General features: G+C 47.8%; 26 protein-coding genes and 1 tRNA gene. 3 read left to right on the forward strand and 24 right to left on the reverse strand.

Features of this window, described 5'->3' with window-relative positions; all coding sequences use genetic code 11:
• Positions 1-36: 36 nt before the first annotated feature.
• The gene (locus tag ACR9FF_RS30435; protein WP_435168096.1) at positions 37-804 is read right to left on the reverse strand and encodes a DUF1836 domain-containing protein; all 768 of its coding nucleotides are present in this window, start codon (positions 802-804) and stop codon (positions 37-39) included.
• Between the two features lie 286 nt (positions 805-1,090).
• Here ACR9FF_RS30435 and ACR9FF_RS30440 point away from each other — a divergent pair, with 286 nt between their 5' ends.
• Positions 1,091-2,398 carry a hemolysin family protein gene (locus ACR9FF_RS30440; RefSeq protein ID WP_236013260.1) on the forward strand — a complete coding sequence of 436 codons (1,308 nt, stop codon included), beginning with the start codon at positions 1,091-1,093 and terminating at the stop codon, positions 2,396-2,398.
• A 54-nt stretch (positions 2,399-2,452) separates the two neighbouring features.
• Here ACR9FF_RS30440 and ACR9FF_RS30445 read toward each other — a convergent pair whose 3' ends face one another.
• From ACR9FF_RS30445 to rpsF, 6 genes are all read right to left on the reverse strand, one after another.
• Positions 2,453-3,598 (reverse strand): cation:proton antiporter, encoded by a 1,146-nt coding sequence (locus ACR9FF_RS30445; RefSeq protein WP_435168100.1) that lies wholly within the window; start codon positions 3,596-3,598, stop codon positions 2,453-2,455.
• 163 nt (positions 3,599-3,761) lie between these two features.
• Entirely contained in the window at positions 3,762-4,940 is a 1,179-nt protein-coding gene (locus ACR9FF_RS30450; protein ID WP_435168103.1) for an NAD(P)/FAD-dependent oxidoreductase, read from the reverse strand.
• Between the two features lie 23 nt (positions 4,941-4,963).
• A complete protein-coding gene (locus tag ACR9FF_RS30455; RefSeq protein WP_116394506.1) occupies positions 4,964-5,386 on the reverse strand; it encodes a DUF1641 domain-containing protein in 423 nt (140 codons plus the stop codon).
• 237 nt (positions 5,387-5,623) lie between these two features.
• The gene (gene rpsR / locus ACR9FF_RS30460) at positions 5,624-5,908 is read right to left on the reverse strand and encodes a 30S ribosomal protein S18 (protein WP_015847810.1); all 285 of its coding nucleotides are present in this window, start codon (positions 5,906-5,908) and stop codon (positions 5,624-5,626) included.
• Between the two features lie 18 nt (positions 5,909-5,926).
• Positions 5,927-6,457, reverse strand: a complete 531-nt coding sequence (ssb, locus tag ACR9FF_RS30465) for a single-stranded DNA-binding protein (RefSeq protein WP_317978993.1) — start codon at positions 6,455-6,457, stop codon at positions 5,927-5,929.
• Positions 6,458-6,493: 36 nt separating this feature from the next.
• Positions 6,494-6,778, reverse strand: coding sequence for a 30S ribosomal protein S6 (rpsF, locus tag ACR9FF_RS30470; RefSeq protein ID WP_091189332.1), 285 nt, complete (start codon positions 6,776-6,778; stop codon positions 6,494-6,496).
• A gap of 185 nt (positions 6,779-6,963) precedes the next feature.
• Between rpsF and ACR9FF_RS30475 the strand changes: the two genes are divergently transcribed.
• The gene (locus tag ACR9FF_RS30475) at positions 6,964-7,149 is read left to right on the forward strand and encodes a YjzC family protein (RefSeq protein WP_201003127.1); all 186 of its coding nucleotides are present in this window, start codon (positions 6,964-6,966) and stop codon (positions 7,147-7,149) included.
• A 346-nt stretch (positions 7,150-7,495) separates the two neighbouring features.
• Here ACR9FF_RS30475 and ACR9FF_RS30480 read toward each other — a convergent pair whose 3' ends face one another.
• From ACR9FF_RS30480 to ACR9FF_RS30500, 5 genes are all read right to left on the reverse strand, one after another.
• On the reverse strand, positions 7,496-8,806 hold the full coding sequence (locus tag ACR9FF_RS30480) for an NAD(P)/FAD-dependent oxidoreductase (RefSeq protein WP_435172253.1): 1,311 nt from the start codon (positions 8,804-8,806) through the stop codon (positions 7,496-7,498).
• Positions 8,807-8,909: 103 nt separating this feature from the next.
• Positions 8,910-9,000: transfer RNA gene (locus tag ACR9FF_RS30485), tRNA-Ser, on the reverse strand.
• A 67-nt stretch (positions 9,001-9,067) separates the two neighbouring features.
• Positions 9,068-9,286: a DUF951 domain-containing protein gene (locus ACR9FF_RS30490; RefSeq protein WP_116394502.1), complete on the reverse strand. Its 219-nt coding sequence runs from the start codon at positions 9,284-9,286 to the stop codon at positions 9,068-9,070.
• Positions 9,276-10,151 (reverse strand): mechanosensitive ion channel family protein, encoded by an 876-nt coding sequence (locus ACR9FF_RS30495; protein ID WP_236013261.1) that lies wholly within the window; start codon positions 10,149-10,151, stop codon positions 9,276-9,278. The genes ACR9FF_RS30490 and ACR9FF_RS30495 overlap by 11 nt, the downstream gene beginning before the upstream one ends.
• 27 nt (positions 10,152-10,178) lie before the next feature.
• Complete coding sequence (locus tag ACR9FF_RS30500) at positions 10,179-10,418, reverse strand: DUF3343 domain-containing protein (RefSeq protein ID WP_116394501.1); 240 nt, start codon at positions 10,416-10,418, stop codon at positions 10,179-10,181.
• Between the two features lie 113 nt (positions 10,419-10,531).
• Between ACR9FF_RS30500 and yyaC the strand changes: the two genes are divergently transcribed.
• Positions 10,532-11,149, forward strand: a complete 618-nt coding sequence (yyaC, locus tag ACR9FF_RS30505) for a spore protease YyaC (protein ID WP_435168111.1) — start codon at positions 10,532-10,534, stop codon at positions 11,147-11,149.
• On the opposite strand, the gene ACR9FF_RS30510 is transcribed toward yyaC, so the two are convergent.
• The 12 genes from ACR9FF_RS30510 to rpmH all read right to left on the reverse strand — a co-directional run bounded on the left by ACR9FF_RS30510 (position 11,150) and on the right by rpmH (position 22,112).
• On the reverse strand, positions 11,150-11,632 hold the full coding sequence (locus tag ACR9FF_RS30510; protein ID WP_116394499.1) for a DUF4446 family protein: 483 nt from the start codon (positions 11,630-11,632) through the stop codon (positions 11,150-11,152).
• 28 nt (positions 11,633-11,660) lie between these two features.
• Positions 11,661-12,818 (reverse strand): aminotransferase class V-fold PLP-dependent enzyme, encoded by a 1,158-nt coding sequence (locus ACR9FF_RS30515; protein WP_317978994.1) that lies wholly within the window; start codon positions 12,816-12,818, stop codon positions 11,661-11,663.
• 138 nt (positions 12,819-12,956) lie between these two features.
• Positions 12,957-13,814, reverse strand: a complete 858-nt coding sequence (locus ACR9FF_RS30520) for a ParB/RepB/Spo0J family partition protein (RefSeq protein WP_435168115.1) — start codon at positions 13,812-13,814, stop codon at positions 12,957-12,959.
• Positions 13,795-14,568, reverse strand: a complete 774-nt coding sequence (locus ACR9FF_RS30525) for a ParA family protein (protein ID WP_015847822.1) — start codon at positions 14,566-14,568, stop codon at positions 13,795-13,797. The genes ACR9FF_RS30520 and ACR9FF_RS30525 overlap by 20 nt, the downstream gene beginning before the upstream one ends.
• A 140-nt stretch (positions 14,569-14,708) precedes the next feature.
• A complete protein-coding gene (noc, locus tag ACR9FF_RS30530; protein ID WP_435172255.1) occupies positions 14,709-15,527 on the reverse strand; it encodes a nucleoid occlusion protein in 819 nt (272 codons plus the stop codon).
• A gap of 320 nt (positions 15,528-15,847) precedes the next feature.
• Positions 15,848-16,570, reverse strand: coding sequence for a 16S rRNA (guanine(527)-N(7))-methyltransferase RsmG (gene rsmG / locus ACR9FF_RS30535; RefSeq protein WP_435172257.1), 723 nt, complete (start codon positions 16,568-16,570; stop codon positions 15,848-15,850).
• Positions 16,570-18,459, reverse strand: coding sequence for a tRNA uridine-5-carboxymethylaminomethyl(34) synthesis enzyme MnmG (gene mnmG / locus ACR9FF_RS30540; RefSeq protein WP_127496865.1), 1,890 nt, complete (start codon positions 18,457-18,459; stop codon positions 16,570-16,572). Before mnmG ends, rsmG begins: the two co-directional genes overlap by 1 nt.
• A gap of 70 nt (positions 18,460-18,529) precedes the next feature.
• Positions 18,530-19,909 (reverse strand): tRNA uridine-5-carboxymethylaminomethyl(34) synthesis GTPase MnmE, encoded by a 1,380-nt coding sequence (mnmE, locus tag ACR9FF_RS30545; protein WP_435168118.1) that lies wholly within the window; start codon positions 19,907-19,909, stop codon positions 18,530-18,532.
• Positions 19,910-19,993: 84 nt separating this feature from the next.
• Positions 19,994-20,626 (reverse strand): RNA-binding cell elongation regulator Jag/EloR, encoded by a 633-nt coding sequence (gene jag / locus ACR9FF_RS30550; RefSeq protein ID WP_116394492.1) that lies wholly within the window; start codon positions 20,624-20,626, stop codon positions 19,994-19,996.
• A complete protein-coding gene (locus ACR9FF_RS30555) occupies positions 20,623-21,399 on the reverse strand; it encodes a YidC/Oxa1 family membrane protein insertase (protein ID WP_435168120.1) in 777 nt (258 codons plus the stop codon). The genes jag and ACR9FF_RS30555 overlap by 4 nt, the downstream gene beginning before the upstream one ends.
• 104 nt (positions 21,400-21,503) lie before the next feature.
• Positions 21,504-21,857 carry a ribonuclease P protein component gene (rnpA, locus tag ACR9FF_RS30560; protein WP_435168122.1) on the reverse strand — a complete coding sequence of 118 codons (354 nt, stop codon included), beginning with the start codon at positions 21,855-21,857 and terminating at the stop codon, positions 21,504-21,506.
• Between the two features lie 120 nt (positions 21,858-21,977).
• Positions 21,978-22,112: a 50S ribosomal protein L34 gene (rpmH, locus tag ACR9FF_RS30565; protein ID WP_015847830.1), complete on the reverse strand. Its 135-nt coding sequence runs from the start codon at positions 22,110-22,112 to the stop codon at positions 21,978-21,980.
• Positions 22,113-22,677: the final 565 nt, after the last annotated feature.

Genomic DNA, 22,677 nt, shown 5'->3' on the forward strand with positions numbered 1-22,677 from the left:
GCCTTTTTAAATCACCTGCCTATGTGTATGAACCGTTTAAGAATTCAGGAACAAGGTGGCATGACAGTACCGTTTGGCGAGCGAATGAAAATAAGAAGTACGGATCGAGATGACGGCGATGAACAAAATATGGCGCAATGCCTCCGTCTGCTCCTCGCTTAGCCGCGGCAATATTTGCAGGAACGGCTCCGAAGCGCTGTGAAGCATCTGCTCCATAATTGCCTCTCTATCCTTCGCATCCGTATATGGACGAGCCATATCGAACAGCCGGTAGCCGCTCGCGGCAAGCTCTTCATACATGGAAGTATAAGCCGCATACAGCTCGAGTGGACCAATCAAGTCGTCTGTTTCGTCTTCCGGTTTATTGAACAGCCGGTCGAACAGCTTCCTTATGGAACCAAAATCGAGACTGGATTTCAGATCTTCGATAATAAACAAGAGCGCTGTCTGATTCAGAGAATATTTCTTGCCGATTTTCGGACAGTCGAAATAAGCCTTGAAATCTCTCTTTACCCAGTTTTGCATCGATGTAATCGACATTTGCGAAAAATTTATCAATCCGCCTAACGCGGATATCTCCTGCAAAGAGAATCCTTTTACCTCGCGTCCTTTAATCAGCTTCACCAGGACAGGCGGAAGCGCCGTCGATAGGAAAGCCGGCAGCGACGATCCGGATTCATAAGCATCACGGTGCGATTGTTTCCAAGCCTGCTGCAGAACCTGTAGGGGACCACAGCAATTTTGGCCTTGCATCGCAAGCAGCAAATCCGCCATCTCTTTGCGGGTAAGCGTAAAAGCTTCCATATCGCTTACCTCCTTATGACATAAAGGGATTGGCTTGATGATTACAAGCTCATCTGAACTTATCATACGCCCCTGTACAGAGCCTTGTAAAGACGAGGTATTTGCCAAAATTGTAATGTTAGCTCCGAATTTTTCGTCATAATGGATGGTATTGCGCCCGTAAAGTAAAATAGCAAGTTTGCATCTGCTAGCTGAAGTTCGTTATAGTAGATCATAGGAACTTATAATATTTGATAAAGGATTGTGAAGAACCCAAATGGACAGTAGTATAGGATTTAATTTGTTTATGATTGCTGTATTAATTGTATTGACCGCCTTCTTCGTTGCTACGGAGTTCGCAATTATCCGCCTTCGCGCAAGCCGAGTGGATCAGCTGGTGCTCGAAGGCAAGAAAAACGCGCTTGCCGTACAACGCGTGACAAGCAACCTTGATGCTTATCTTTCGGCTTGTCAGCTCGGTATTACGATTACCGCCCTCGGACTTGGTTGGTTAGGCGAACCGACCGTTGAACGAATTATCCATCCGTTATTCGAGAAATTGGGCGTAAACAGCGATTTGAATCATATTATTTCCTTTGTTATAGCATTCGTTGCCGTTACATTCCTGCATGTGGTCATGGGTGAACTTGCACCGAAGACATGGGCCATCCAAAAAGCCGAATTTATCAGCTTTGCCGTAGCCAAACCGATTATCTACTTCCACAAGATCATGTACCCGTTCATCTGGGTGCTGAATGGTTCCGCAACAGGCCTGATCCGCATGTTCGGACTGAAGGCTGTAAAAGAGCATGAAGAAGCGCATAGCGAAGAAGAAATTCAGATCATTCTGAACGACAGCTTCCAAAGCGGTAAAATCAATAACACCGAATACGGTTACGTGAGCCGGATCTTCGCCTTTGACGAAATGCTCGCCAAAGAAATCATGGTTCCGCGTACCGATATGATTTGCTTATATACGAATAATTCGATGATGGAGAATATGGACATCATCCGCAAAGAACAGTACACCCGCTTCCCGGTTGCAACGGGCAGCAAAGACAACATCGTTGGCATGATCAACACGAAGCAGCTGTTCCTTGAATTCCAGGAAAACAAAGAATTCAATTTTCAGAAGCTGGTTCATCCGGTCCTGGCCGTTTCCGAGGTTTTGCCGGTTAAGACGCTCCTGAAGCGCATGCAGCAGGAACGCGTTCATATCGCGATTCTGATGGACGAATACGGCGGTACTTCCGGTATGATTACCATCGAAGATATTCTGGAAGAAATCGTCGGCGAGATTCGGGATGAATTCGATACCGATGAACGGAAAGAAATCGAGAAGCTTGCGGATAACTGCTACCTGCTGGACGGTAAAGTCTCGCTTGACCATGTATCGGAAATAACCGGCGTTGCCATCGATCAGGAAGATGTCGACACGGTCGGCGGCTGGCTGTTCACGGAGTTTACCGATCCGAAGCCGGGCAAGGAAATGCACTACGAGAACCTTCGTTTTATCATCCGTGAGGTTGGCAAGCACCGGATTAAGAAAGTCGAACTTATTATCGAAGAAGAAGCTGACGAGAGTACTCATGAAGCCGAAGTGGAAACGGCGTAAATTATACGATGAACAAAGGGCAGCCCGCGAAGGCTGCCCTTTTCTTTTTATCCGTTATGCCGTCTGCCTTTCTTTAAATACCTGCTTGAGGAGCGGCGGCGTAATAAGCGTCGTCAGAATAACGACCAGGATAACCGACGTAAAATATTCCTCCGGCAATAATCCGGACTCCAATCCCGATGCCGCTATAATTAACGCCACCTCGCCCCGCGATACCATTCCCGCTCCAATCGCAATGGAAGACCGGTTATTAAATCCCGTAAGCCTGGCGCCTAGACCGCCTCCGAGCAGCTTTGTAACGGCCGCAACAATCGTTACAAGCACGATGAAGAGCAGCTGCTCCCCTACGCCGTCAAAGGTTATGTGCAGCCCGATGCTTACGAAAAAGACTGGCACGAATAACGTATAGGCAATCGGCTCTACCTTGGACTCCACCTGATGCTTGAATGGCGTTTGTGATACGGCAATACCGGCGGCAAATGCCCCGATAATGCCTGCAATCCCCATCTCTTCCGCGAAATAGGAGAAGGCAAAGCAGATGATCAATGCGGCGCTCATGGCCGTTTCCGTTACCTTCAGCGGCGCAAACCATTTCAGGAATCGCGGCACAAGCAGCCAGCCCACTAGCCCGATAACGACAAAGAATAGTACCTTCTTGCCAATCAAGAGCCCCAGCGATACATCATTAGCCGGTATTAGGAAACTCATCATGACCGCCAGCAGAATGACAACAAGCACATCATCCACCACTGCAGCGCCCAGAATGGTCGTCCCTTCCCTCGACTGCAGCTTATCCATCTCCTTCAACGTCTGCACCGATATACTTACCGAGGTCGCGCATAAGAGCAGCCCCAGAAACAGCGCCTCGTTGCTTGATAGTCCAAACGCTGCCGCAATCCCGTATCCTCCAACAAAGGGCAATAGGATGCCTCCAACCGCTACGGCAAAGGATGGCTTCCAATTCCTTCTCAGCTGATCAAGATCCGTTTCGAGTCCCGCAATGAACATAAGCAGCAGTACGCCGATTTCCGAGAAATGTCCGATAAAATCATCCGGCTTCACCCATCCCAACACAGCCGGTCCGATGAGAATGCCCGCAATCAGCTTTCCTAACACGGCCGGCTGTCCCAGCCTGACCGATAACGCGCCAGCCAGCTTGGTTGATACGATAATAATAGCCAAATATAGAATGAACTCCATTTCCGCTCCTTCCTCCTTCTTTTCAGCATAACAAAAGGAGCCTGCTCCTATGCAGACTCCCGGAAATAGACAGAAGGAGCCCGCAGTGGCAGGCTCCTCCAGATCATGCATATTTTCTTATTCATACGGGCGAACCGAGTAACGGTTTCGCTGTTTAATAAAACTATTTCAAGAACGAGAACAGACCGTTAACGTGAGTCAGGTAACGAACGTTACTTGCCTCTTTCATCAGTGTAGCCGCTGTACCTCTCAGCTTCAGCTGGCTTGCACCGATTGTACCGATTGCATCTTTGCGGCCAAGGCTCGCAAGTACGCCGGAGTTAACGAATTGGAACGATTTCATCGGGATACCTTTCGCTTGCGCGAACAGGTTGTAACCGATGCACTCGCCCATTTGCCATGCGATTTGCGCGCTTGGCGGGTACGGACGGCCTTCTGGACCCATAACGAACGCGTTGTCGCCGGCCAGGAAGATATCCGAGTGGGATGTCGATTGCAGGAATTCCGTTACCGAAGCGCGGCCACGGTTTACTTCGATGCCACAGTTAGCTACTACAGGGTTGCCTGTAACGCCGCCTGTCCATACGAAAGTATTCGTTTCGATGGAGCTGCCGTCTTTCAGCATAACTTTGTTACCTTGAACCTCGGTTACCGCTACGCCCATGATCAGGTTAACGCCACGGTTTGTCAGGCTGGATTTCGCGCGCTCAAGAAGGTCAGCCGGGAAGCCCATCAGAATAGTTGGACCAGCTTCGATGTTGTACAGGGAGATTTCGCTCTTGTCAACGCCGTACTGTTCACACCATTTTGGAAGCATATCAACGATCTCGCCGATCAGCTCGATGCCTGTCAGGCCGCCGCCGCCAACAACGATTGTTGCGTCTGCTTTGTTTTTCGATTGCGCGTAAGCTGCAATGCGGTTTTGGATATGCGCGCTAACCGCTTTCGCTTCTTCAACCGATTTCAGCGTCAGGCTGTTTTCTTCCAGACCAGGAATGCCGAAGAATGCTGTTTCGCCGCCGAGAGCGACAACCAGCTGGTCGTATCTAACTGTGCCGTTGCCAGCCAGCTTCACTTGTTTTTTCTCCGGATCAATGTTATCTACAGTGTCGATAACCAGTTTGATCGATTTGCCTTTCAGCAGTTTATCCAAAGGAAGAGCTACGTTTCCTTCGTTTACGCCGCTAACAGCCAGACGGTGAAGCTCGGTAATGATTTGGTGGTAAGGAGTTTTGTTGATCAGTGTAATTTCAGCTTCTTCAGCCGAAATATATTTGCGAGCTGTCAGTGCGCTAAGAAGACCGCCGTAACCGCCGCCAAGAATTAAAATTTGCTTAGCCATGTTTACCCTCCGCTCTTGTATGATTAACCGTTTTTACGCTCAGCCAATACGTTCAGGAACGATTGGGCGAAACGAAGCGTTGCTTGTACTTGCGGATCCTTCAGCATTTTCAGAATGCCAAAGAGACCAATTGTAGAGTTGTCGGCTTGCGCGCGGTCGCCAGCTTCAACAGCTGCGTTAGCGATGCCTTTAGTCGTGTCTACGATTGGTTTAACGAATTCGCCAAAGCCATGAACCATATCGTTCACAAGAACTTTGTCGTTAGCTACGGTAGTAGCCACATCATAAGCTTTAGTAAGCAGGGTCACCAGTTCTGCCAGTTTAGGCAGGTTTTCCACCAATTGAGTCAGCGATTGCTGAATTTCTGGCTTCAACAGTTGCTCAAGCACGTCCAGTTCACGTACGGAACCGGATTCTTCAGGTAATTTCGTTACGGTTTCAGACATACGAATGCATCCCTCTTTCCATCTGTAATCGATCAATTGATTTACTTGCATAAGCCGTTATTCCACATCTGTCATTTAAAGTGAAATTATTCACAATGAAGACCCAACATCATCGCCGACTTGTATGCACGAACTATATCTTATTGTATTCCTCTTCCGCCAAATGATCAATTCCTATTTTATAAAATAAAAGAAAAAAAGCCCATTGGTTTCCCAATGGGCTTTCTTCCAAAAGAACTACTCAGTTGTGTACGGCAGCAAAGCCACAGTACGAGCACGCTTGATAGCAACCGTCAGCAGACGTTGGTATTTCGCGCTAGTTCCAGTTACACGACGTGGCAAGATTTTGCCGCGCTCGCTGATGAACTTTTTGAGCAGATCAGTATCTTTATAGTCAATGTGAGTGATTTTGTTCACAGTGAAGAAACATACTTTACGGCGTTTGTTGCGTCCGCCTTTGCGGCCGCCGAATTTGCGTTCTGGACGCTCTCCGTCTCCGCCTTCTCTTTGCTTGAAGCTCATTCGAACCCATCCTTTCGATTAAAATGGCAAGTCATCTTCTGATATATCGATCGGTCGACCGTCATCCGAGAACGGATCACGGCTGTTGTTGTTGCGTGGAGTACTAGGCTTTCCGCCGCCGCCGTTACCGCCACCATAAGGAGCGTTACCGCCGCCGCCAAAAGATCCTCCGCCGCTGTTGTTATTGCCTCCGGCATAACCGCCACTCTCTTGCGGAGCTCCGCCTTCACGGTTAGATTCCAAGAAGCGAACGTTATCGGCAATAACTTCCGTCACATAGACGCGTTTACCTTCGTTGTTCTCGTAGTTACGCACCTGAATGCGTCCTTCTACCGCGGTTAAGCGACCTTTACGCAAGTAATTAGCGCATGTCTCAGCCAACTGCCGCCAAGTTACGACCGGAATGAAATCCGCTTCGCGCTCGCCCTGACCGCTCGTAAACGGCCGGTCTACTGCTATCGTAAATTGCGTAACTGCTACACCCGCAGGCGTATAACGCAATTCGGGGTCTCTTGTTAATCTGCCAATTAGTATTACACGATTCAACATCGCCTCTGGACCTCCCAATCGAACATCTAGCGTGGATTAAGCAACGTCTCTGACGATCAAGAAACGGATAACTTCATCCGTAATTTTCATGATGCGGTCAAGCTCATTAACAACTTCGTTGTTCGCGTTGAAATGAACCAGAACGTAGTAACCATCACGAATCTTATTGATCTCATACGCAAGACGGCGTTTACCGATCACATCTTGCTTCGTGACTTCCCCGCCATTGTTAATGATGCCACTGAATTTGTCGACGATGGCTTGAACGTTTTCTTGCTCAACGTCCGGACGAATGATGTACATCACTTCATATTTGCGCATTGTGTTTCACCTCCTTTTGGACTAAGCGGCCCCCGAAAGGGCAAGGAGCGAGATTATTACTCGCATCTACACAGTATAGCAAATCGCCTACTCATTGACAAGTCATCCGCCGTTCCCGATTTCTGCCTTTCATGTCCGCACCTTCTCCGGTGAATACTACAAATCGGACAAGGAGGTGAGCAAGTATGGGCGAATGGACATTGTTTTCCCCTGGCGACAGCGCGCCTAACGATGGCGTCTATATTGAAACTGGCGATAATTCTTTCCATATGGGTATCACCAATCCGCAAAAGGTACGCCTTAAACGCGGAGATAAATTTCCGGAGACCTCTAATCATGAGCGTAGATGGAAAAGGATGGGCCACAATTAATTTTCAATCTGCCTTGAATAAGTTCTTTACGGTACGGACATCATAATTATCGACGGTGAAGAGAGGTGTGGTTCCATTGGACCTGAATAGGGGCAAGGACTACTAGAGAATTTGACTACTCATCACTTGAGAAGCGAGGCGTTGTGCTAAATACACGTTGCTGTAACACACGAGCAATCGCGATCGGAAAAGCGATACCTAATGGAATTGTGTACCGATCTGTGAAGATTGCACCTGGTTTTCCGTTGTATGAAGGCGATAATTCATCGAAACTTACAACACCGTCGAAAAAGGGACTCGCGAGAGTCCCTTTTTTCCGTTTCGGCAATGACAAGCATGAATTCTCTCAAGCATCTCGACCGGCCAGCAGCCGGCCCACATAAATGCCGCTTGCCGCTGCCTGGGATAAGGAATGCGTTGTCCCCGAACAGTCTCCGATAACATAAAAGCCTTTAATATTCGTCTCGAACTTATCGTTTGTCTCGATTGCCGGTGAATACAGCTTCCCGTCAATGGCGTACAAAATGGTATCTTCATCAATGGGTGCCCTCAAGAGCTTCTCCAACGCGTCCAGAAACGCCAGAGTAGCCTCTATATACCGTTCCGGCAACTCTTCCCTCAGCTCCGCAAACTCAGCCTCCAGCGTCGGCATAACGCTTCTGACGGCAGCTTGGCCTTCGGAGGTCTGGTACTGCGGCCCTCTACGGAGCGAACCAAGCCTTTGAGCTGCAATCCGATTCTGTCCCCGGTTAATCCCGCCGACGATATTTTTTAAATAAGCATCTGCTTCTTCAAGCGTAGCAAATCGGTTCGGCACAAACAGGGTAAAGTTCAGGTTGGAGCTGCCCTCCTCCTTCTCACGGAAGTTTTGTCCGTCCGGCATTGCCAGTCCTTCCTGAAGCTTGAGCACAACCCTTCCCTGCGGATTCATGCAATAAGTCGTAGCTGTGCAGCCCTCTCTTTCGAAGCTAAGCTTGGTCTCGAAGGAACGCTGAAGAATCGAAGCCAGCTGGTTGCCCTTCATCTCGATTCGAAGCCCCAGATCAACCCTTGCTTCTCCCCTGCCAATTCCAAGACTCTCGCATTGATTGGTAAACCATTCATTCCCGCTCCTGCCGGTTGCCACAATTACTTGCCCGGAATCAATAACTGTTCCATCAGCCAGTTCTATGGCAAAGCGTCCTTCCTTCGGATGGATTCGAATAGGCTCTGCCTCAAATCTCATCGCGATTCGTGAATCCAAGTATTCGTACATGTGCTCTAGAACTGACCTAGACAATTTTGTTCCCAGATGCCGGGTTTTGGTCGTCAGCACGCCAAAGCCAGCTTTCAGTGCCCGCTCAGACAGTTCCGGATCATAGGTGCTGTACAGCTCCGATGCACCTGCTCCGTACTTGCACAGGATCGTATCCACGTCATCCATCAACCGCAGCGCAGCTTCGTACCCGGTCTTCCGCTCCAGCTCTCCGCCGAAATCATTCGTATAGTTATATTTCCCCTCCGACAAGCCAAGTCCGCCAAAACCGATATAACTATCGCTTCGTTCGCCAAGCTTCTTGCCTTTATCCAGCATAAGCACCTTAAGCCCGCTTGCCGCTAATTCATGGGCGGCGAATATGCCGCTGACACCTGCTCCGACAATTGTAATATCATACAAACTCATTCCATTCACCTGCTTCTCCCGAAGATAAAAAAAGCCCCTACGTGATCTCGTAGGAGCTTTCTTCTTTATGTAACCGCCTAAGCGTTATGGACGAATATGGCGGAGAGGGTGGGATTCGAACCCACGCACGCTTTGACACGCCTAGCTGATTTCGAGTCAGCCCCCTTGGGCCTCTTGGGTACCTCTCCGTTTGTGTCAAGCAAAAACTATATTATCACAGGCCTTGTCCCAATGCAACTGTTTTTTCAAAAAATATTAAGCCTGTTCGTTTTGCCCGGAATCCGCTGCGGAACGCAGCACTTTCTTCATATTTTTCTCGAACTTTGCTCTCGGAATCAGAACGCTATGCTTGCAGCCAACGCATTTGATACGGATATCCATCCCCATGCGGATAATTTCCATTTCATTGGATCCGCAGGGATGCTGCTTCTTCATTTGAACGATATCGCCCAGCTCGAATTGTTTACGCTCCATTCGGATCGCCGCCCCTTTCATTGCGATGATACGTTACCATTCGCGGATACGGAATGTCAATTCCGTGGCCGTCCAGCACTTTCTTGATATAAGCATTTAATGCCCTTGCTACAACAGCTTGCGTATTAGGAAGACATTCTGCCGTTATGCGTACCTTAACCTCGGTTGAAAGCATGGTCTGGATACCCAGCACCTCCGGAGGCTTAACGAGATTGTCATTTTCAAACCGTTCCAGTTCTCTGCGGATTATCACAATCGCTTTCTCCGCGTCCTCCTCATAACCGATCGATACATCAATAAACGCAATTGAATTATGCATCGAGAAATTCGTAACCTCATTGATCATGCCGTTCGGAATAATATGAACTTCTCCCGTCCAGCTAAGAATCCGTGTTGCCCGAAGTCCAATAACCTCGACCGTTCCTTTGAAATTGCCCGTCTGAATGACATCGCCAACCGCGAACTGATCTTCAAATATAATAAAGAAACCCGTAATAATATCTTTCACTAGACTTTGGGCACCAAATCCGATAGCCAGTCCAATGACACCTGCCCCCGCGAGCAGCGGCGCCAACTGTACGCCAAACTCGTCAAGCACAAGCATGCCGATAATGAAATATCCCGCATAGGAGATCATGTTTTTGACCAGCTTGCCTACGGTCGTCATTCTTCTGGTTTGAAGGACCATCCGGCTCTCCGAGCGATTTAATACGACCCGGTCAATCGTTTTGTTCGCAGTCCAGATAATAACCTGTCCAATGATGATTATAAGCGCAATGCGCAAGACCGATTGTCCAAAACCTTCCCATGTTGTCTCGCTTGTCATCCATGCCGCAACATCTTTATAGTAGGCTTGAATATCCATTTTACCGCACCACCATCCTTGCACATCCTACAGGTCAACTTGTTCATACCCGTCCTGAATCGGTTTGAAAACTCCTCTTATTTCTACATTCTCCGTTTCGATAACATGCTTGACTGTTTCCAGCTCTTCTCCCGGAAAATGAATCGATAACGCGCAGCCGGCCGTAATCTCTTTCGGAGTTGGGCATATATCGATTTCGACCTCCGCGTATTCCAGCAGCATCTCCGCGCGCAGCGCTTGCTGTGTCGAATCAAAGGCGATTAACATCGCGATTTCTCCTCTCCCTCACCTCATAGAACGAAACTATTGGCTTCGCGACGTATAAAATGGTTGTCCTATCCATATACTAGTATCATATTGGCATTTATGGAGGGGATTCTATGAAACTATCTTTTATGAAGGATATACCGTTAAAGGTTCCTTACACGGAAGCGAATGCTGTTGGTCAAATCGTCAACCGGCTATCTCTTATGATCGACGAGATGTCGGCCGGGCGGCCTATCGTAATCGTGTGCGTTGGAACAGACCGTTCTACCGGCGATTCTCTTGGCCCACTGATCGGCACGACCCTTTCCAAGTATCAGAGCCCCTACTTCTCCCTATACGGCACCTTAGAAGAGCCCGTACATGCCATGAACCTCGAAGAGACACTCCATCAGATCAATCGCACTTATCAAAAACCGTTTGTTATAGGCATTGACGCCTGCCTTGGGCAAGTATCCAGCATCGGCTCGATTCAAGTAGGCACAGGCCCCGTAAGACCTGGCGCCGGCGTAAACAAGGAGCTCCCTCCTGTTGGCGACATCCATATTACAGGCATCGTTAACGTGGGCGGATTTATGGAGTATTTTGTCCTGCAGAACACGCGTTTACATCTGGTCATGAAAATGGCCGACATAATAGCTTCCAGCGTATTCTCCTCCATCATGAACAGCATCCATGTCTCTGCACGCTCCAGAGAACAGGCAGCCGCCCTGGAACATCCGGGCTCTAATTAATTACTTCGCTTCAGCTATTGCCTTGCGCTCTTCCGGAGTAAGGGTATAATTCGATTCGCCTTTGCTTACCGGCTTGGCATACACGTAAGTATTCTCCCGGCTGTGCAGCCCTGAGATCACTACCCCATCCTGCGCCGCATTTACCACAGCAATCGAGAAGCTGAGATCACTACCCTGATCGGCGAATGCATTGTAGCGCAGTACACCAACGCGGCCTTTTTCCTGCTGCTGCACTTCCTTCATCTGTTCCATTTGCTTCAGGAGCTTCTCGCTTTGCAGCTCTTGCGCCGTAATGGACTGCTTCAAATCGATAATGACTTCTTCCAGATTCGTAATGCCCGTGTTGCCCATCACTTCCACATACTGCTTTCTAAGCTTTTTCAGCCTTCTGCCAACAATTGAAATTCTAATCAATAACACGATGACCAACAATGCCAGTACAACCGTAACCCCATTCATCGGGTTATTCGTCCACTCATCCATTTCGAACTTCCGCCCCCAGAAAATTATGCTAAGAATATTGCTTCCGTATTTCTTTCACTGCTGCAACAAGGGCATCCGCTTCTTGCTCTGTTGTAAAACAACCTACGCTTGCTCTTACTGCGCCTGTTCCTGTTGTACCTGCACAGGCATGGGCCAGCGGTGTGCAATGAAAGCCCGCTCTAACCGCAATTTGATAATGCTGATCAAGTATAAAGGACATTTCAGACGGATCGATTCCGTCGGCTACGAATGCGACTATCCCCGTTCTTTGCTCGCCAAGCTTTGGCCCAAGAACCTTAATCCCATCCACCTCTAATAGTCCGTCCATTATCCGCTGGGTTAATGCCCATTCCTTAGTATGGATGTTATGAACCGTCTCATGCAGAACATATTCGACACCCGCCTTGAGACCTGCGAGGCCGGGTGTATTTTGCGTCCCTGCCTCATACCGGTCAGGACGCACGCTAGGCTGCTCAGGAGCCTCAGATTGACTCCCTGTTCCGCCATGCAGCTGAGGAACGAGATCAACGCTAGGATGGATGTACAGGCCTCCTGTGCCTTGTGGGCCAAGCAATCCTTTATGGCCAGGAAAGGCCATCATATCGATTCCCATCGCCTCCACATCAATCTCAAGAATGCCGGCGCTTTGAGCTGCATCAACAAGGAGCTTTATACCCTTTTTTCGGGCCAGCTCGCCAATTTGAGCGATTGGTGCAATAGTGCCGAGCAGATTAGAGCTATGGTTAACTATAATTAATGAAGTTTGCGCAGTTATGGCCGAAGCAATCCGTTCCACCTGAATTCTGCCTGCCTCATCTGACTCTACATACGTAACATGAATACCCAGAGCATGCTTTAAATACTCCAGTGGCCTTCTTACCGAATTATGCTCAACGGAAGTAGCAATCACATGGTCCCCGCTTTTCACCCAGCCCTTGATTGCCATATTTAATGCGGCTGTCGTATTGGCGGCAAATGCTATATCATTCGGATTTTTAATCCGAAACAGCTTTGCTAATTGCTTCCTCGTATCAAACAAGACACGGCTAGCCTTTACAGCCATCCGATGACTGCCTCGTCCCGGATTTGCCGCTTCATGCAGCATGGCATGCTGCATCGCCTCTAGTACAGCCGGTGGCTTTGGCCACGAAGTTGCAGCATGGTCCAAATAGATAATCCCTTCCACCTTGTTCCATCCTCCTCTCTCTTTCTTCCCTCTCAAATTTCTCTTTTAAATACCATAACAGAACATAAGAATAGCATACCTTAGTTTAATCTTTCGGTACAAAGATTACAACTTTGGTATGCTAGAAATTAACCTAAATCATGCCATATTCTGGAGCAGTTCGAGCAGCCGCTCGAGATCCTGCTTATTGTAGTATTGCAGCTCGATTTTCCCTTTATCCTTTTGCTGCTTAATCTTAACCGTTGTTTTAAAACGGTCTCTAAGCGACTCTTCCAAACTCTCGATATACGGATCCCGTTTCTTCGACTTTGCTTTCGCTTTTGCCGCTTCTACCGTTTCCTTCACTTCAAGTTTCTGAATCGCTTCCTCTAGATCGCGCACGCTCCAGCCAAGATTGACAGTCCGGTCAGCCATGTCCTTCTGGACTACTGCATCTTTGATTCCCACTAATGCTCTAGCATGACCCATCGAGATTGTTCCACGTGAAACATTGCCTTTGATCTCAGCAGGCAGTGCAAGAAGACGAAGGAAGTTCGCGATATGGGAACGGGACTTCCCCACCTTCATCGACAGCTCTTCTTGGGTCAGCTTGAACTTATCCATTAACCCTTGATAAGCCATGGCTGTTTCAATCGCATTCAGATCTTCACGTTGCAGGTTTTCAATCAAAGCAATTTCCATTACCTGTTGATCGGAAAATGCTCGCACCACTGCGGGGATCGTTGCATTGCCGCAAAGCTGCGATGCACGGAACCGTCTTTCCCCTGCGATAATCTCATAACCCTTCAATACCGTCCGTACAATGATTGGCTGAATCACACCGTGCTGTTTGATCGACTCTGCCAATTCCTTTATGGATTCATCATCAAACGTTTTGCGTGGTTGGTAAGGGTTCGGACGCAATTGCGTTAATTGAATTTCAATGACTTTATCGTCTTCGCTTACCGAAAGCGATGGAATAAGCGCATCAAGTCCTCTACCTAGCCGCTTGCTCATACATAATCACTTCCTTAGCAAGTTCAAGATATACTTCAGCACCTTTGGATCTTGGGTCATACGTAATAATAGCCTCGCCGTGAGAAGGCGCTTCACTTAAGCGAACATTACGAGGAATGATAGTTTGATACACTTTTTGCTGGAAATACTTTTTCACTTCTTCGATAACCTGAATACCCAGGTTAGTCCGAGCGTCCAGCATGGTCAGCAATACACCCTCAATTTGAAGAGCCGTATTCAGATGCTTCTGAACAAGTCTTACTGTATTTAAGAGCTGGCTTAGTCCTTCCAGCGCGTAATATTCGCATTGAATTGGAATGATAACCGAATCAGCCGCCGTTAACGAGTTAATCGTCAACAGGCCAAGAGACGGCGGGCAATCAATTAGAATATAATCGAATTGATCCTTAACGAGGGACAAAGCCTTTTTCAGACGAAGCTCACGCGAAATCGTTGGTACCATTTCAATCTCGGCACCTGCGAGCTGAATTGTCGCAGGAATGATCTTCAGACCATCAATCTTTGTTTCAAACATGGCATCCTTCGGATGCACATCATTAATCAACACATCATAAATACAATTATTTACATCTGCTTTATTAATGCCAATTCCGCTTGTCGTGTTCCCTTGAGGGTCAATGTCAACAAGCAGCACCCGTCTACCGAGTGTTGCCAGGCAAGCCCCTAAGTTAACAGACGTTGTCGTTTTACCAACACCGCCCTTTTGATTGGCTATTGCAATGATTTTAGACAAACTTGTTCACCTCTGTGTCCAAACTTTTAATCCCCTGATGATCTAACGGTGAAACGTATCGGTATAAACGGTTTCGCCGTCCTCGGAGAGGACGGCCCGGATTAGTACTATTACGTTCATCATGGATGACTTACGCAAAGCTAATTTTTCGGTATATGAATAGTAATTTCATAAAAATCGCCAAGGTCTTTTTCGTCTGCTTTGATTTCCATCCCCGTGCTGGACACCATCTGAACAGCTTGACGAATCGTATTAAAAGCAAGACGCGTGTTCTTCGGCATCGCAAAACGCTTCGTTTGCTTCGACTTCGGTTCTTCCTTCAGAGATGCAATACGATTCTCCGTCTGTTTGACGTTTAATTCCTTCGTAATGATCTCTTCGAGCACCTGATTCTGAAGCTCTTCCGTATCCAGAGAAAGCAACGCTCTCGCATGTCTCTCTGATATTTTACGACTAGCAAGGGCTTCTTTGACAGTGTCATTTAATCCCAGCAACCGCAGCTTGTTTGCAATTGTAGACTGACTCTTGCCTAAACGCTGCGCAAGGCTCTCCTGTGTCAGCTCATGAAGCTCGATCAGCTTTTGGTAGGCAACCGTTTCCTCAATCGCCGTCAAATTCTCGCGTTGCAAATTTTCGATCAATGCGATAGAGGCCGTCTGTGAATCGTTAAACTCGCGGATAATAGCCGGAATTGTATCATATCCAAGCTTTGTTACCGCCCGCCAACGACGTTCGCCTGCAATAATCTCATATCTGCCATTTCGAGCGCGAACAACAATGGGTTGAATAACGCCATGCGTTTTGATCGTTTGGCACAACTCATCGATACGTTCATCATCGAAGATTGTCCGAGGCTGGAATGGACTCGTATCAATATCTTGAATAGGAATCTGCCGAACCTCTTCTTGACCGCTTCGCTGATCACTTAGACCGAACAAACGGGAAAATGATTCTTTCATATTATCTACTCTACCACCCGACCAAGAAACCATTACCGTTATTGTGGTTGGTTTCCAAGATGTGCTGCTATGCATTAACGGTAAAATTCCCGTTACTACCATTTTATCTATATTACTTCTCTCAGACAACCTCGTTTAATAGACTTGCTGTCGCGTTAGAAACCCTATGTAAAACCTTGTAAGAACGGGATTCTTTCTCTACCCTTTTATTTCGACTTCAATTCGGTTTTTTCCTGCTTGATCTTCGTAATATTTCGGATAGACACAAATAAAAACCTCCTTATGTTTCACGTGGAACATACGGAGGTTTCGTTTTGTCATTACACAAGAGGCTGTTTAAGCGGAGTGCCTGCTTTGCGCGGATATTTTTTTGGCGTAGCATCCGTCTTATTGATAAGCACGATGTAGCGTTCCGACTGTTCGAAAGGCAATTTGAAGGCATGCTCTGCACGGACCTTCGCTTTCAGCTCACGTAAACTTGCAGCAGCCTCCTTCACCTCTTCCACGCTTTGCGAGCCTTTCATTGCGGCAAAGGTTCCGTTCTTGCGGGTAAATGGCAGGCAAAATTCATTCAAAACATTCAAACGTGCAACTGCTCTTGCCGTTACGAGATCAAAGGAGTCTCTATACGCTGGCATTCTCGCAATATCTTCAGCCCGCCCATGTACGCAATTCACATTGTCGAGCCCAAGCTCTTGAACCAAATGATTCAGGAATTGAATTCGTTTATTAAGCGAATCCACGATGACAACCTTCAAATGCGGGAAGCAAATTTTAAGCGGGATACTCGGAAAGCCTGCTCCGGATCCGATATCGGCCATACTGCTTATCTCTTTCATATCAACGAAAAACGATAACGAAATCGAATCGTAAAAATGTTTCTCGAATACGGCATCCCGTTCGGTAATGCCGGTTAAATTCATTTTCTCATTCCATTCCACTAGCAAGCGGTGATAGGAATCAAATTGTTCGAGCTGCTTCGGGGATAACGCGATACCATTCTCCCCCAGCAGCTTTTCAAACCATACATGCGTTTCTGTCATCATTGCCCTCTCGCTGCCGTCACCCGGTTATAGTGTTCCAAATAAACAAGCAAAATGGAAATGTCTGCCGGAGTAACGCCTGCAATCCTCGACGCCTGACCGATCGACAACGGGCGGATGTCCGCCAGTTTTTGTTTTGCTTCCGACGCCAAGCCATGCACTTCACTGTACACGATATCATCGGGAATTTTCTTTTTCTCCATCTTGCTCAAGCGCTCAACCTGATGCAGCTGCTTCTCGATATATCCGGCATACTTGATCTGAATTTCAACCTGCTCCTTCATTTCTTCCGTCAACGGAAGCTCCGAAGGCGATAGCTGATCAACCAGCGCATAAGACAATTCCGGACGGCGCAGCAGCGACAAGGCATCCATTGTAAAAGCAATAGGAGCCGAATTCGCGGCATCGAGTACCGGCTGAGCAACCTCAGGCTTAATTTTCACCGTGCCAAGCCGTTCGATTTCTTGAGCCACAAGCTCTTTCTTGCGAAGGAAATCCTGATAACGTTCTTCCGAAATAAGTCCAATCTCATAGCCGGTTGGAGTCAGGCGAAGATCCGCATTATCATGACGAAGCAGCAAGCGGTATTCGGCACGGGAAGTTAGAAGACGATAAGGATCGTTTGTCCCTTTCGTCACCAGATCATCAATCATAACGCCGATGTATCCTTGCGAGCGGTCGATAATAACCGGTTCTTTCCCTTGCACTTTGCGCGCTGCGTTAATACCCGCGATAATGCCTTGACCTGCTGCTTCTTCATAACCGGAAGTACCGTTGATTTGTCCGGCTGTGAATAACCCGTCAACCAGCTTTGTCTCCAGCGATGGCCACAACTGCGTCGGAACAACCGCATCGTATTCAATCGCATAGCCGTTACGCATCATCTCAACATTTTCCAAACCTGGAATAGATCTCAAGATGCCGAGCTGCACATCCTCAGGCATGCTTGTCGAAAGTCCTTGCACATAATACTCCGACGTGTGCTTGCCTTCCGGCTCCAGGAAGATTTGATGCTTCGGTTTATCCGCGAAGCGGACAATTTTATCTTCAATAGAAGGACAATAACGCGGACCCGTACCTTCAATCGCTCCGGAGAACATAGGGGCACGGTGCAAATTGTCGTTGATAATTTTATGCGTTGCTTCCGATGTATACGTCAGCCAGCAAGGCAGCTGTTCATTGTCGGAGGATTTCGTTTCATACGAGAAAAACTTCGGATTATCATCGCCCGGTTGAATTTCCGTTTTCGAGAAATCAATCGTATCCTTATGCACGCGCGGCGGCGTACCTGTCTTGAAGCGAGCGAGCTTAAAGCCAAGCTCCTTCAGGCTTGCAGACAGCTTCACCGATGGCTGCTGGTTATTCGGGCCGCTCTCGTACATCAGCTCGCCCATAATGATTTTGCCGCGCAAGTAGGTGCCCGTCGTAATAACAACCGCTTTGGCCCGGTAGATCGCGCCTGTTTTGGTGACGATACCGGTAATTTTACCGTCTTCGACAATCAGATCCTCCGCCATGCCTTGACGAAGCGTCAGATGATCCGTCTCTTCGATTGTTTTCTTCATCGTATGCTGGTAAGAGAATTTATCCGCCTGCGCGCGCAACGCGTGAACAGCCGGTCCTTTCCCTGTGTTCAGCATCCGCATTTGGATAAACGTTTTATCGATATTGCGGCCCATTTCCCCGCCTAACGCATCAATCTCGCGGACGACATGTCCTTTTGCAGGTCCTCCGATTGACGGATTGCATGGCATAAAAGCCACCATGTCTAGGTTGATTGTAAGCAAAAGCGTTTCACAGCCCATTCGAGCGGCAGCAAGCGCTGCTTCCGCTCCGGCATGACCCGCTCCAATTACGATTACTTCATATTGCCCAGCTTCATAGGTCATTTTTCTTTATCCCTCCAATTCATCACGCCGCGCACGGGATACGCACCCTGCCGGTCGTCATCTTTTTTCTTTATTTGCCTAAGCAGAACTGCGAGAAGATCTGGTCGATCAACGAATCGCCAACCTCATCGCCTAATATTTCGCCAAGCGATTCCCATGCGGAACGCACATCGATCTGGATTAAGTCAATCGGAATGCCGGTATTCGACGCATCGATCGCATCAATAAGCGACTGCTGCGCCCGCTTCAGCAAAGAAATATGCCGAACGTTGCTGACATATGTCAAATCTCCGGAATCAAGCTGACCTTCAAAGAACAGCTTGCTAATCGCTTTCTCCAGCCGATCCAGTCCTTCCTCTTCGCGCACCGACATGCGGACAATCCGCTCTTCGTCAACCAATGCCTCAATCTCGGCCATCTCGAGCTTTGATTCCAAGTCCGATTTATTAATAATAAGAATAAGCTGGCGGTCCTTCACCTTCTCCAGGAGCGCACGGTCATCCTCATGCATAGGCTCGTTATTGTTAAGCACAAACAAGATCAAATCGGCTTCTTCCAGCGCATTGTGGGAACGTTCTACGCCAATCCGTTCCACGACATCGCTTGTTTCGCGAATGCCTGCCGTGTCGAGCAGTCGAAGCGGAATATGATTAAGCGTCACATACTCCTCGATAACATCCCGCGTTGTACCGGGAATATCCGTTACAATCGCTTTATTCTCCTGTGCCAGCATATTAAGCAGAGAAGACTTGCCTACATTCGGGCGTCCCACAATAGCGGTCATAATGCCCTCTCGCAATATTTTACCTTCGTTCGCCGTTTTTAACAGCTTGCCGATTTCCTCCAGCGCGGATCCGCTTTGTTCGCGGATATAATTGCTGGTCAGATCCTCGACATCATGCTCGGGATAATCGATATTCACTTCAATATGAGCTAGCAGCTCAATTACTGTCTGCCGAAGAGCTTTGATCCGCTTGGACAAGATTCCCTCTGCCTGCTTGCGCGCAACCGAGAATGCCCGGTCAGACTTCGAACGGATCAGGTCAATAACGGCCTCCGCCTGCATCAGATCAATCCGGCCGTTCAGAAAAGCTCTCTTCGTAAACTCGCCCGGCTCCGCAAGCCGCATACCATCCTGCAGAAGCACCTGGTCGAGCACCTTCTTTACCGCCACAACGCCGCCATGGGCGTTAATTTCGACGACATCCTCTGCCGTGAACGAACGGGGACCGCGCATGACGGTTACAATAACCTCTTCAACTTCTTCCCCGTTCTTCGGATCTATAATATGACCGTAATGCAGGGTATGCGTTGCCGCATCCCTCAAATCGGTTCTTGATCGAAAAATCCTCGCGGTTCCCTCAATCGCATCAGGACCGCTGACGCGAATAATGGCGATGCCGCCCTCTCCGACTGCTGTCGAAATTGCCGCAATAGTATCATGTACCATCAGCTTTTATGCACCTCTCAAATGGAAAAACAGCAATGACCACGAGAGCCATTGCTGCGAATTGAATAACGTATGGATCTAACTTTACATCTGCTTTTCCTTTAAAGCAATAACAACTCGCCGATTTGGCTCATCGCCTTTGCTGTAAGTTTTTACCCTAGGGTGATTCTGAAGCTGGGAATGAATCACTTTGCGTTCATGCGACGACATCGGCTCCAGCACGACCTCTTTCTTCGTGCGGACAACTCTGCCGGCAAGGCGTTCCGATAATTCCTCCAGCGTCTTGCGGCGACGCTCGCGAAAATCCTCCGCATCAAGCACGATCCGAAGATGGCTGTCCGAGTATCGATTTGCCACAATGTTAACCAAGTACTGCAGCGCGTCAAGCGTTTGACCGCGCCGGCCAATCAGCATGCCAATATCCCCTCCGCCCGAAACGGACAGATAAGTCGCTTCTTTCGTTTGTTTCCGATCAATAGCGATTGTAAGTCCCATCGCCTCTGACACATCACGAAGAAATTGCTCTGCTTCAATCGTTGGATCGGGTATAAGCTCCAGTTCAACCTTCGCTTCCTTTACGCCAATGAGTCCGAACAGACCTTTTGAAGGCTGCTCCATAACGAGCACTTTGACGCGATCCTTGGCTACATTTAATTGTGTTAAACCGCTCCGTACAGCATCATCAATCGTTTTTCCTGATGCTACGATTTTCTTCATTTCGCGAGGGCCTCCTTACCCTTGTTTGATGAACGTACGTACAGGAAGTAGTTTTGAATAATGGTGTAAATGTTACTAAAAATCCAGTACAGCGGAAGCGCCGACGGGAAGTTAAGGGCCATCACGAAGATCAGGACCGGGAAGATCATAAGCATAGCTCCCATGCCCGGCATCGTTTGCGTTTGCTGCTTCTGCATCATCTTCGACTGAACGAATGTCGTAGCTGCCGCGATGATCGGGAGGAAATACCAAGGTCCCGGCTCGCCAAGCTGCAAGCCCAGGAATTCATGCGTACGAACCTCGGGATTCCAGTAGATCGAATTATAAAGCGCCATAAACACAGGCATCTGAACGAGTAGCGGAAAACAGCCGGCCATAGGATTGACCTTGTTCGCCTGGAACAGCTTCATCGTCTCTTCCTGCTGTTTCTGCGGATTATCTTTATGCTTCTTCTTAATCTCGGCCATTTGCGGCTGAATCGCCTGCATCGCCTTTGAACTGCGGTACTGCTTGAGCGTTAATGGCAAAATTGCCGTTCTTACAATAATCGTAATGAGCAGGATAGCTAGTCCATACGAACCGTTGAACCAGTCTGCGAACTTATCAAGCGTAAGGGCAAAGTAATAAACAACATTCTTCTCCCAGAAGTTGCCGTGCTGTAAATCCGCTGTACTCGTCGTTGCGTTATGCGGTGCGCAGCCCGATAGCAAAGCAACCATCAGCACCATACCCAGTACGAGCAGCCACTTGCGGTTTCCTTTTAAAACCAACACCAAATCTCCTCTCTGAACACTCCATACTAAGCATTATTTTATTGACTAAACTATACCATAAATAATAGGACAAAGAAACAACTTGGAAATGCTGGCCACTATTGCTAATAACGCGCGTCCTTCTTCAGCAAACCGGCCTTCTTCAGCACATGAAAAATGCTCTTCTCCAGCTGCTTCGTCTCCATATCCACCGCAGGTTTTCTTACTATTAATATAAAATCGGTATTCGGCACGATTTTGTCTCCGTTCAAACGGACGATTTCCTTAATAATTCTCCTCATCCGGTTGCGCACAACCGCGTTGCCGATTTTCTTGCTGGCGGAGACGCCTAACCGGAATGGCTCCGCTACCGGCTGCCTCGACCAATACACGACAAACTGTCCATTGGCAAACGACTTGCCGTAACGATAGATCCGATTGAAGTCGGCGCGGTTACGCAGACGCAATTTTCTTTGCACGACCAGGCTCACCGTTCTTTCTTCATATTAATAACCCTTTATGTATGCTTGCCCTGCGGATCCTACCTATCAGTATCGCCCGCAGGGCAAAAAAAAAGACCACCCGACGTGGTCTTTTGCTTATGCGCTAAGAACTTTTCTGCCTTTTTGACGACGCGCTGCCAAAACTTTACGTCCGTTTTTCGAGCTCATCCGTTTGCGGAAGCCATGTACTTTGCTGCGTTTGCTTACATTCGGTTTAAATGTAGGTCTCATCTGAACTGCACCTCCCGTATATCAAGTACTCAAAACAGTACGGCTTAACACCGATCTGCTTGTTCTCTATAAACAGCTAATTTTTGAAACACGCTTTTTTTATTAAACCACGCCAGGCTGCAAAAGTCAATTAAAAACGCTGCCATCCAAATATTGTGGATAAATGTATGGAATGAGCACCTTTGTCGGAAAACTAATAACATGTGCATAAATTTTCGGGACTTTAGACGAACTTTGTCGAAATGGTAACAAGATATTAACAATATGTAGTGGTGTAGATAACTTTTATGCACAAGCTATTGAATTTGTGGATAAAATCTCACAATTCGTTGAAATACAAGGGATCTTTTGCTATGATTAATATGTTTTCGGTGTGAATACCTCATCGATTTAGCATCTTTTATCAACAGCCTGTGGATAACAATGTGAACAAACTCATCCCCTATTCATAACTCATGTTCCTATTATTCTTCATATTGTGGGTATTTCGTAATAATCACCATTCATTCGACATGATTTGGCTTAATTGCGCCTATTCGGCGATTTTTGATAAGGAGTGACGTCT

The sequence above is a fragment of the Paenibacillus glycanilyticus genome (assembly GCF_051200795.1).
GTDB lineage: Bacteria > Bacillota > Bacilli > Paenibacillales > Paenibacillaceae > Pristimantibacillus > Pristimantibacillus glycanilyticus.

What these genes read in the sequence shown, in the direction of transcription:
- ACR9FF_RS30510 (WP_116394499.1), bottom strand. Translation starts at nt 11,632, where the DNA reads ATGGATGAGTGGACGAATAACCCGATGAATGGGGTTACGGTTGTACTG.
- ACR9FF_RS30435 (WP_435168096.1), bottom strand. Translation starts at nt 804, where the DNA reads ATGGAAGCTTTTACGCTTACCCGCAAAGAGATGGCGGATTTGCTGCTT.
- rpsF (WP_091189332.1), bottom strand. Translation starts at nt 6,778, where the DNA reads ATGCGCAAATATGAAGTGATGTACATCATTCGTCCGGACGTTGAGCAA.
- mnmE (WP_435168118.1), bottom strand. Translation starts at nt 19,909, where the DNA reads ATGGTACATGATACTATTGCGGCAATTTCGACAGCAGTCGGAGAGGGC.
- yyaC (WP_435168111.1), top strand. Translation starts at nt 10,532, where the DNA reads ATGAAACTATCTTTTATGAAGGATATACCGTTAAAGGTTCCTTACACG.
- ACR9FF_RS30490 (WP_116394502.1), bottom strand. Translation starts at nt 9,286, where the DNA reads ATGGAGCGTAAACAATTCGAGCTGGGCGATATCGTTCAAATGAAGAAG.
- ACR9FF_RS30520 (WP_435168115.1), bottom strand. Translation starts at nt 13,814, where the DNA reads ATGAGCAAGCGGCTAGGTAGAGGACTTGATGCGCTTATTCCATCGCTT.
- rpsR (WP_015847810.1), bottom strand. Translation starts at nt 5,908, where the DNA reads ATGAGCTTCAAGCAAAGAGAAGGCGGAGACGGAGAGCGTCCAGAACGC.
- ACR9FF_RS30475 (WP_201003127.1), top strand. Translation starts at nt 6,964, where the DNA reads ATGGGCGAATGGACATTGTTTTCCCCTGGCGACAGCGCGCCTAACGAT.
- jag (WP_116394492.1), bottom strand. Translation starts at nt 20,626, where the DNA reads ATGAAGAAAATCGTAGCATCAGGAAAAACGATTGATGATGCTGTACGG.
- rpmH (WP_015847830.1), bottom strand. Translation starts at nt 22,112, where the DNA reads ATGAGACCTACATTTAAACCGAATGTAAGCAAACGCAGCAAAGTACAT.
- ssb (WP_317978993.1), bottom strand. Translation starts at nt 6,457, where the DNA reads ATGTTGAATCGTGTAATACTAATTGGCAGATTAACAAGAGACCCCGAA.
- rsmG (WP_435172257.1), bottom strand. Translation starts at nt 16,570, where the DNA reads ATGACAGAAACGCATGTATGGTTTGAAAAGCTGCTGGGGGAGAATGGT.
- ACR9FF_RS30500 (WP_116394501.1), bottom strand. Translation starts at nt 10,418, where the DNA reads ATGTTAATCGCCTTTGATTCGACACAGCAAGCGCTGCGCGCGGAGATG.
- noc (WP_435172255.1), bottom strand. Translation starts at nt 15,527, where the DNA reads ATGAAAGAATCATTTTCCCGTTTGTTCGGTCTAAGTGATCAGCGAAGC.
- ACR9FF_RS30495 (WP_236013261.1), bottom strand. Translation starts at nt 10,151, where the DNA reads ATGGATATTCAAGCCTACTATAAAGATGTTGCGGCATGGATGACAAGC.
- ACR9FF_RS30440 (WP_236013260.1), top strand. Translation starts at nt 1,091, where the DNA reads ATGATTGCTGTATTAATTGTATTGACCGCCTTCTTCGTTGCTACGGAG.
- mnmG (WP_127496865.1), bottom strand. Translation starts at nt 18,459, where the DNA reads ATGACCTATGAAGCTGGGCAATATGAAGTAATCGTAATTGGAGCGGGT.
- ACR9FF_RS30445 (WP_435168100.1), bottom strand. Translation starts at nt 3,598, where the DNA reads ATGGAGTTCATTCTATATTTGGCTATTATTATCGTATCAACCAAGCTG.
- ACR9FF_RS30450 (WP_435168103.1), bottom strand. Translation starts at nt 4,940, where the DNA reads ATGGCTAAGCAAATTTTAATTCTTGGCGGCGGTTACGGCGGTCTTCTT.
- ACR9FF_RS30455 (WP_116394506.1), bottom strand. Translation starts at nt 5,386, where the DNA reads ATGTCTGAAACCGTAACGAAATTACCTGAAGAATCCGGTTCCGTACGT.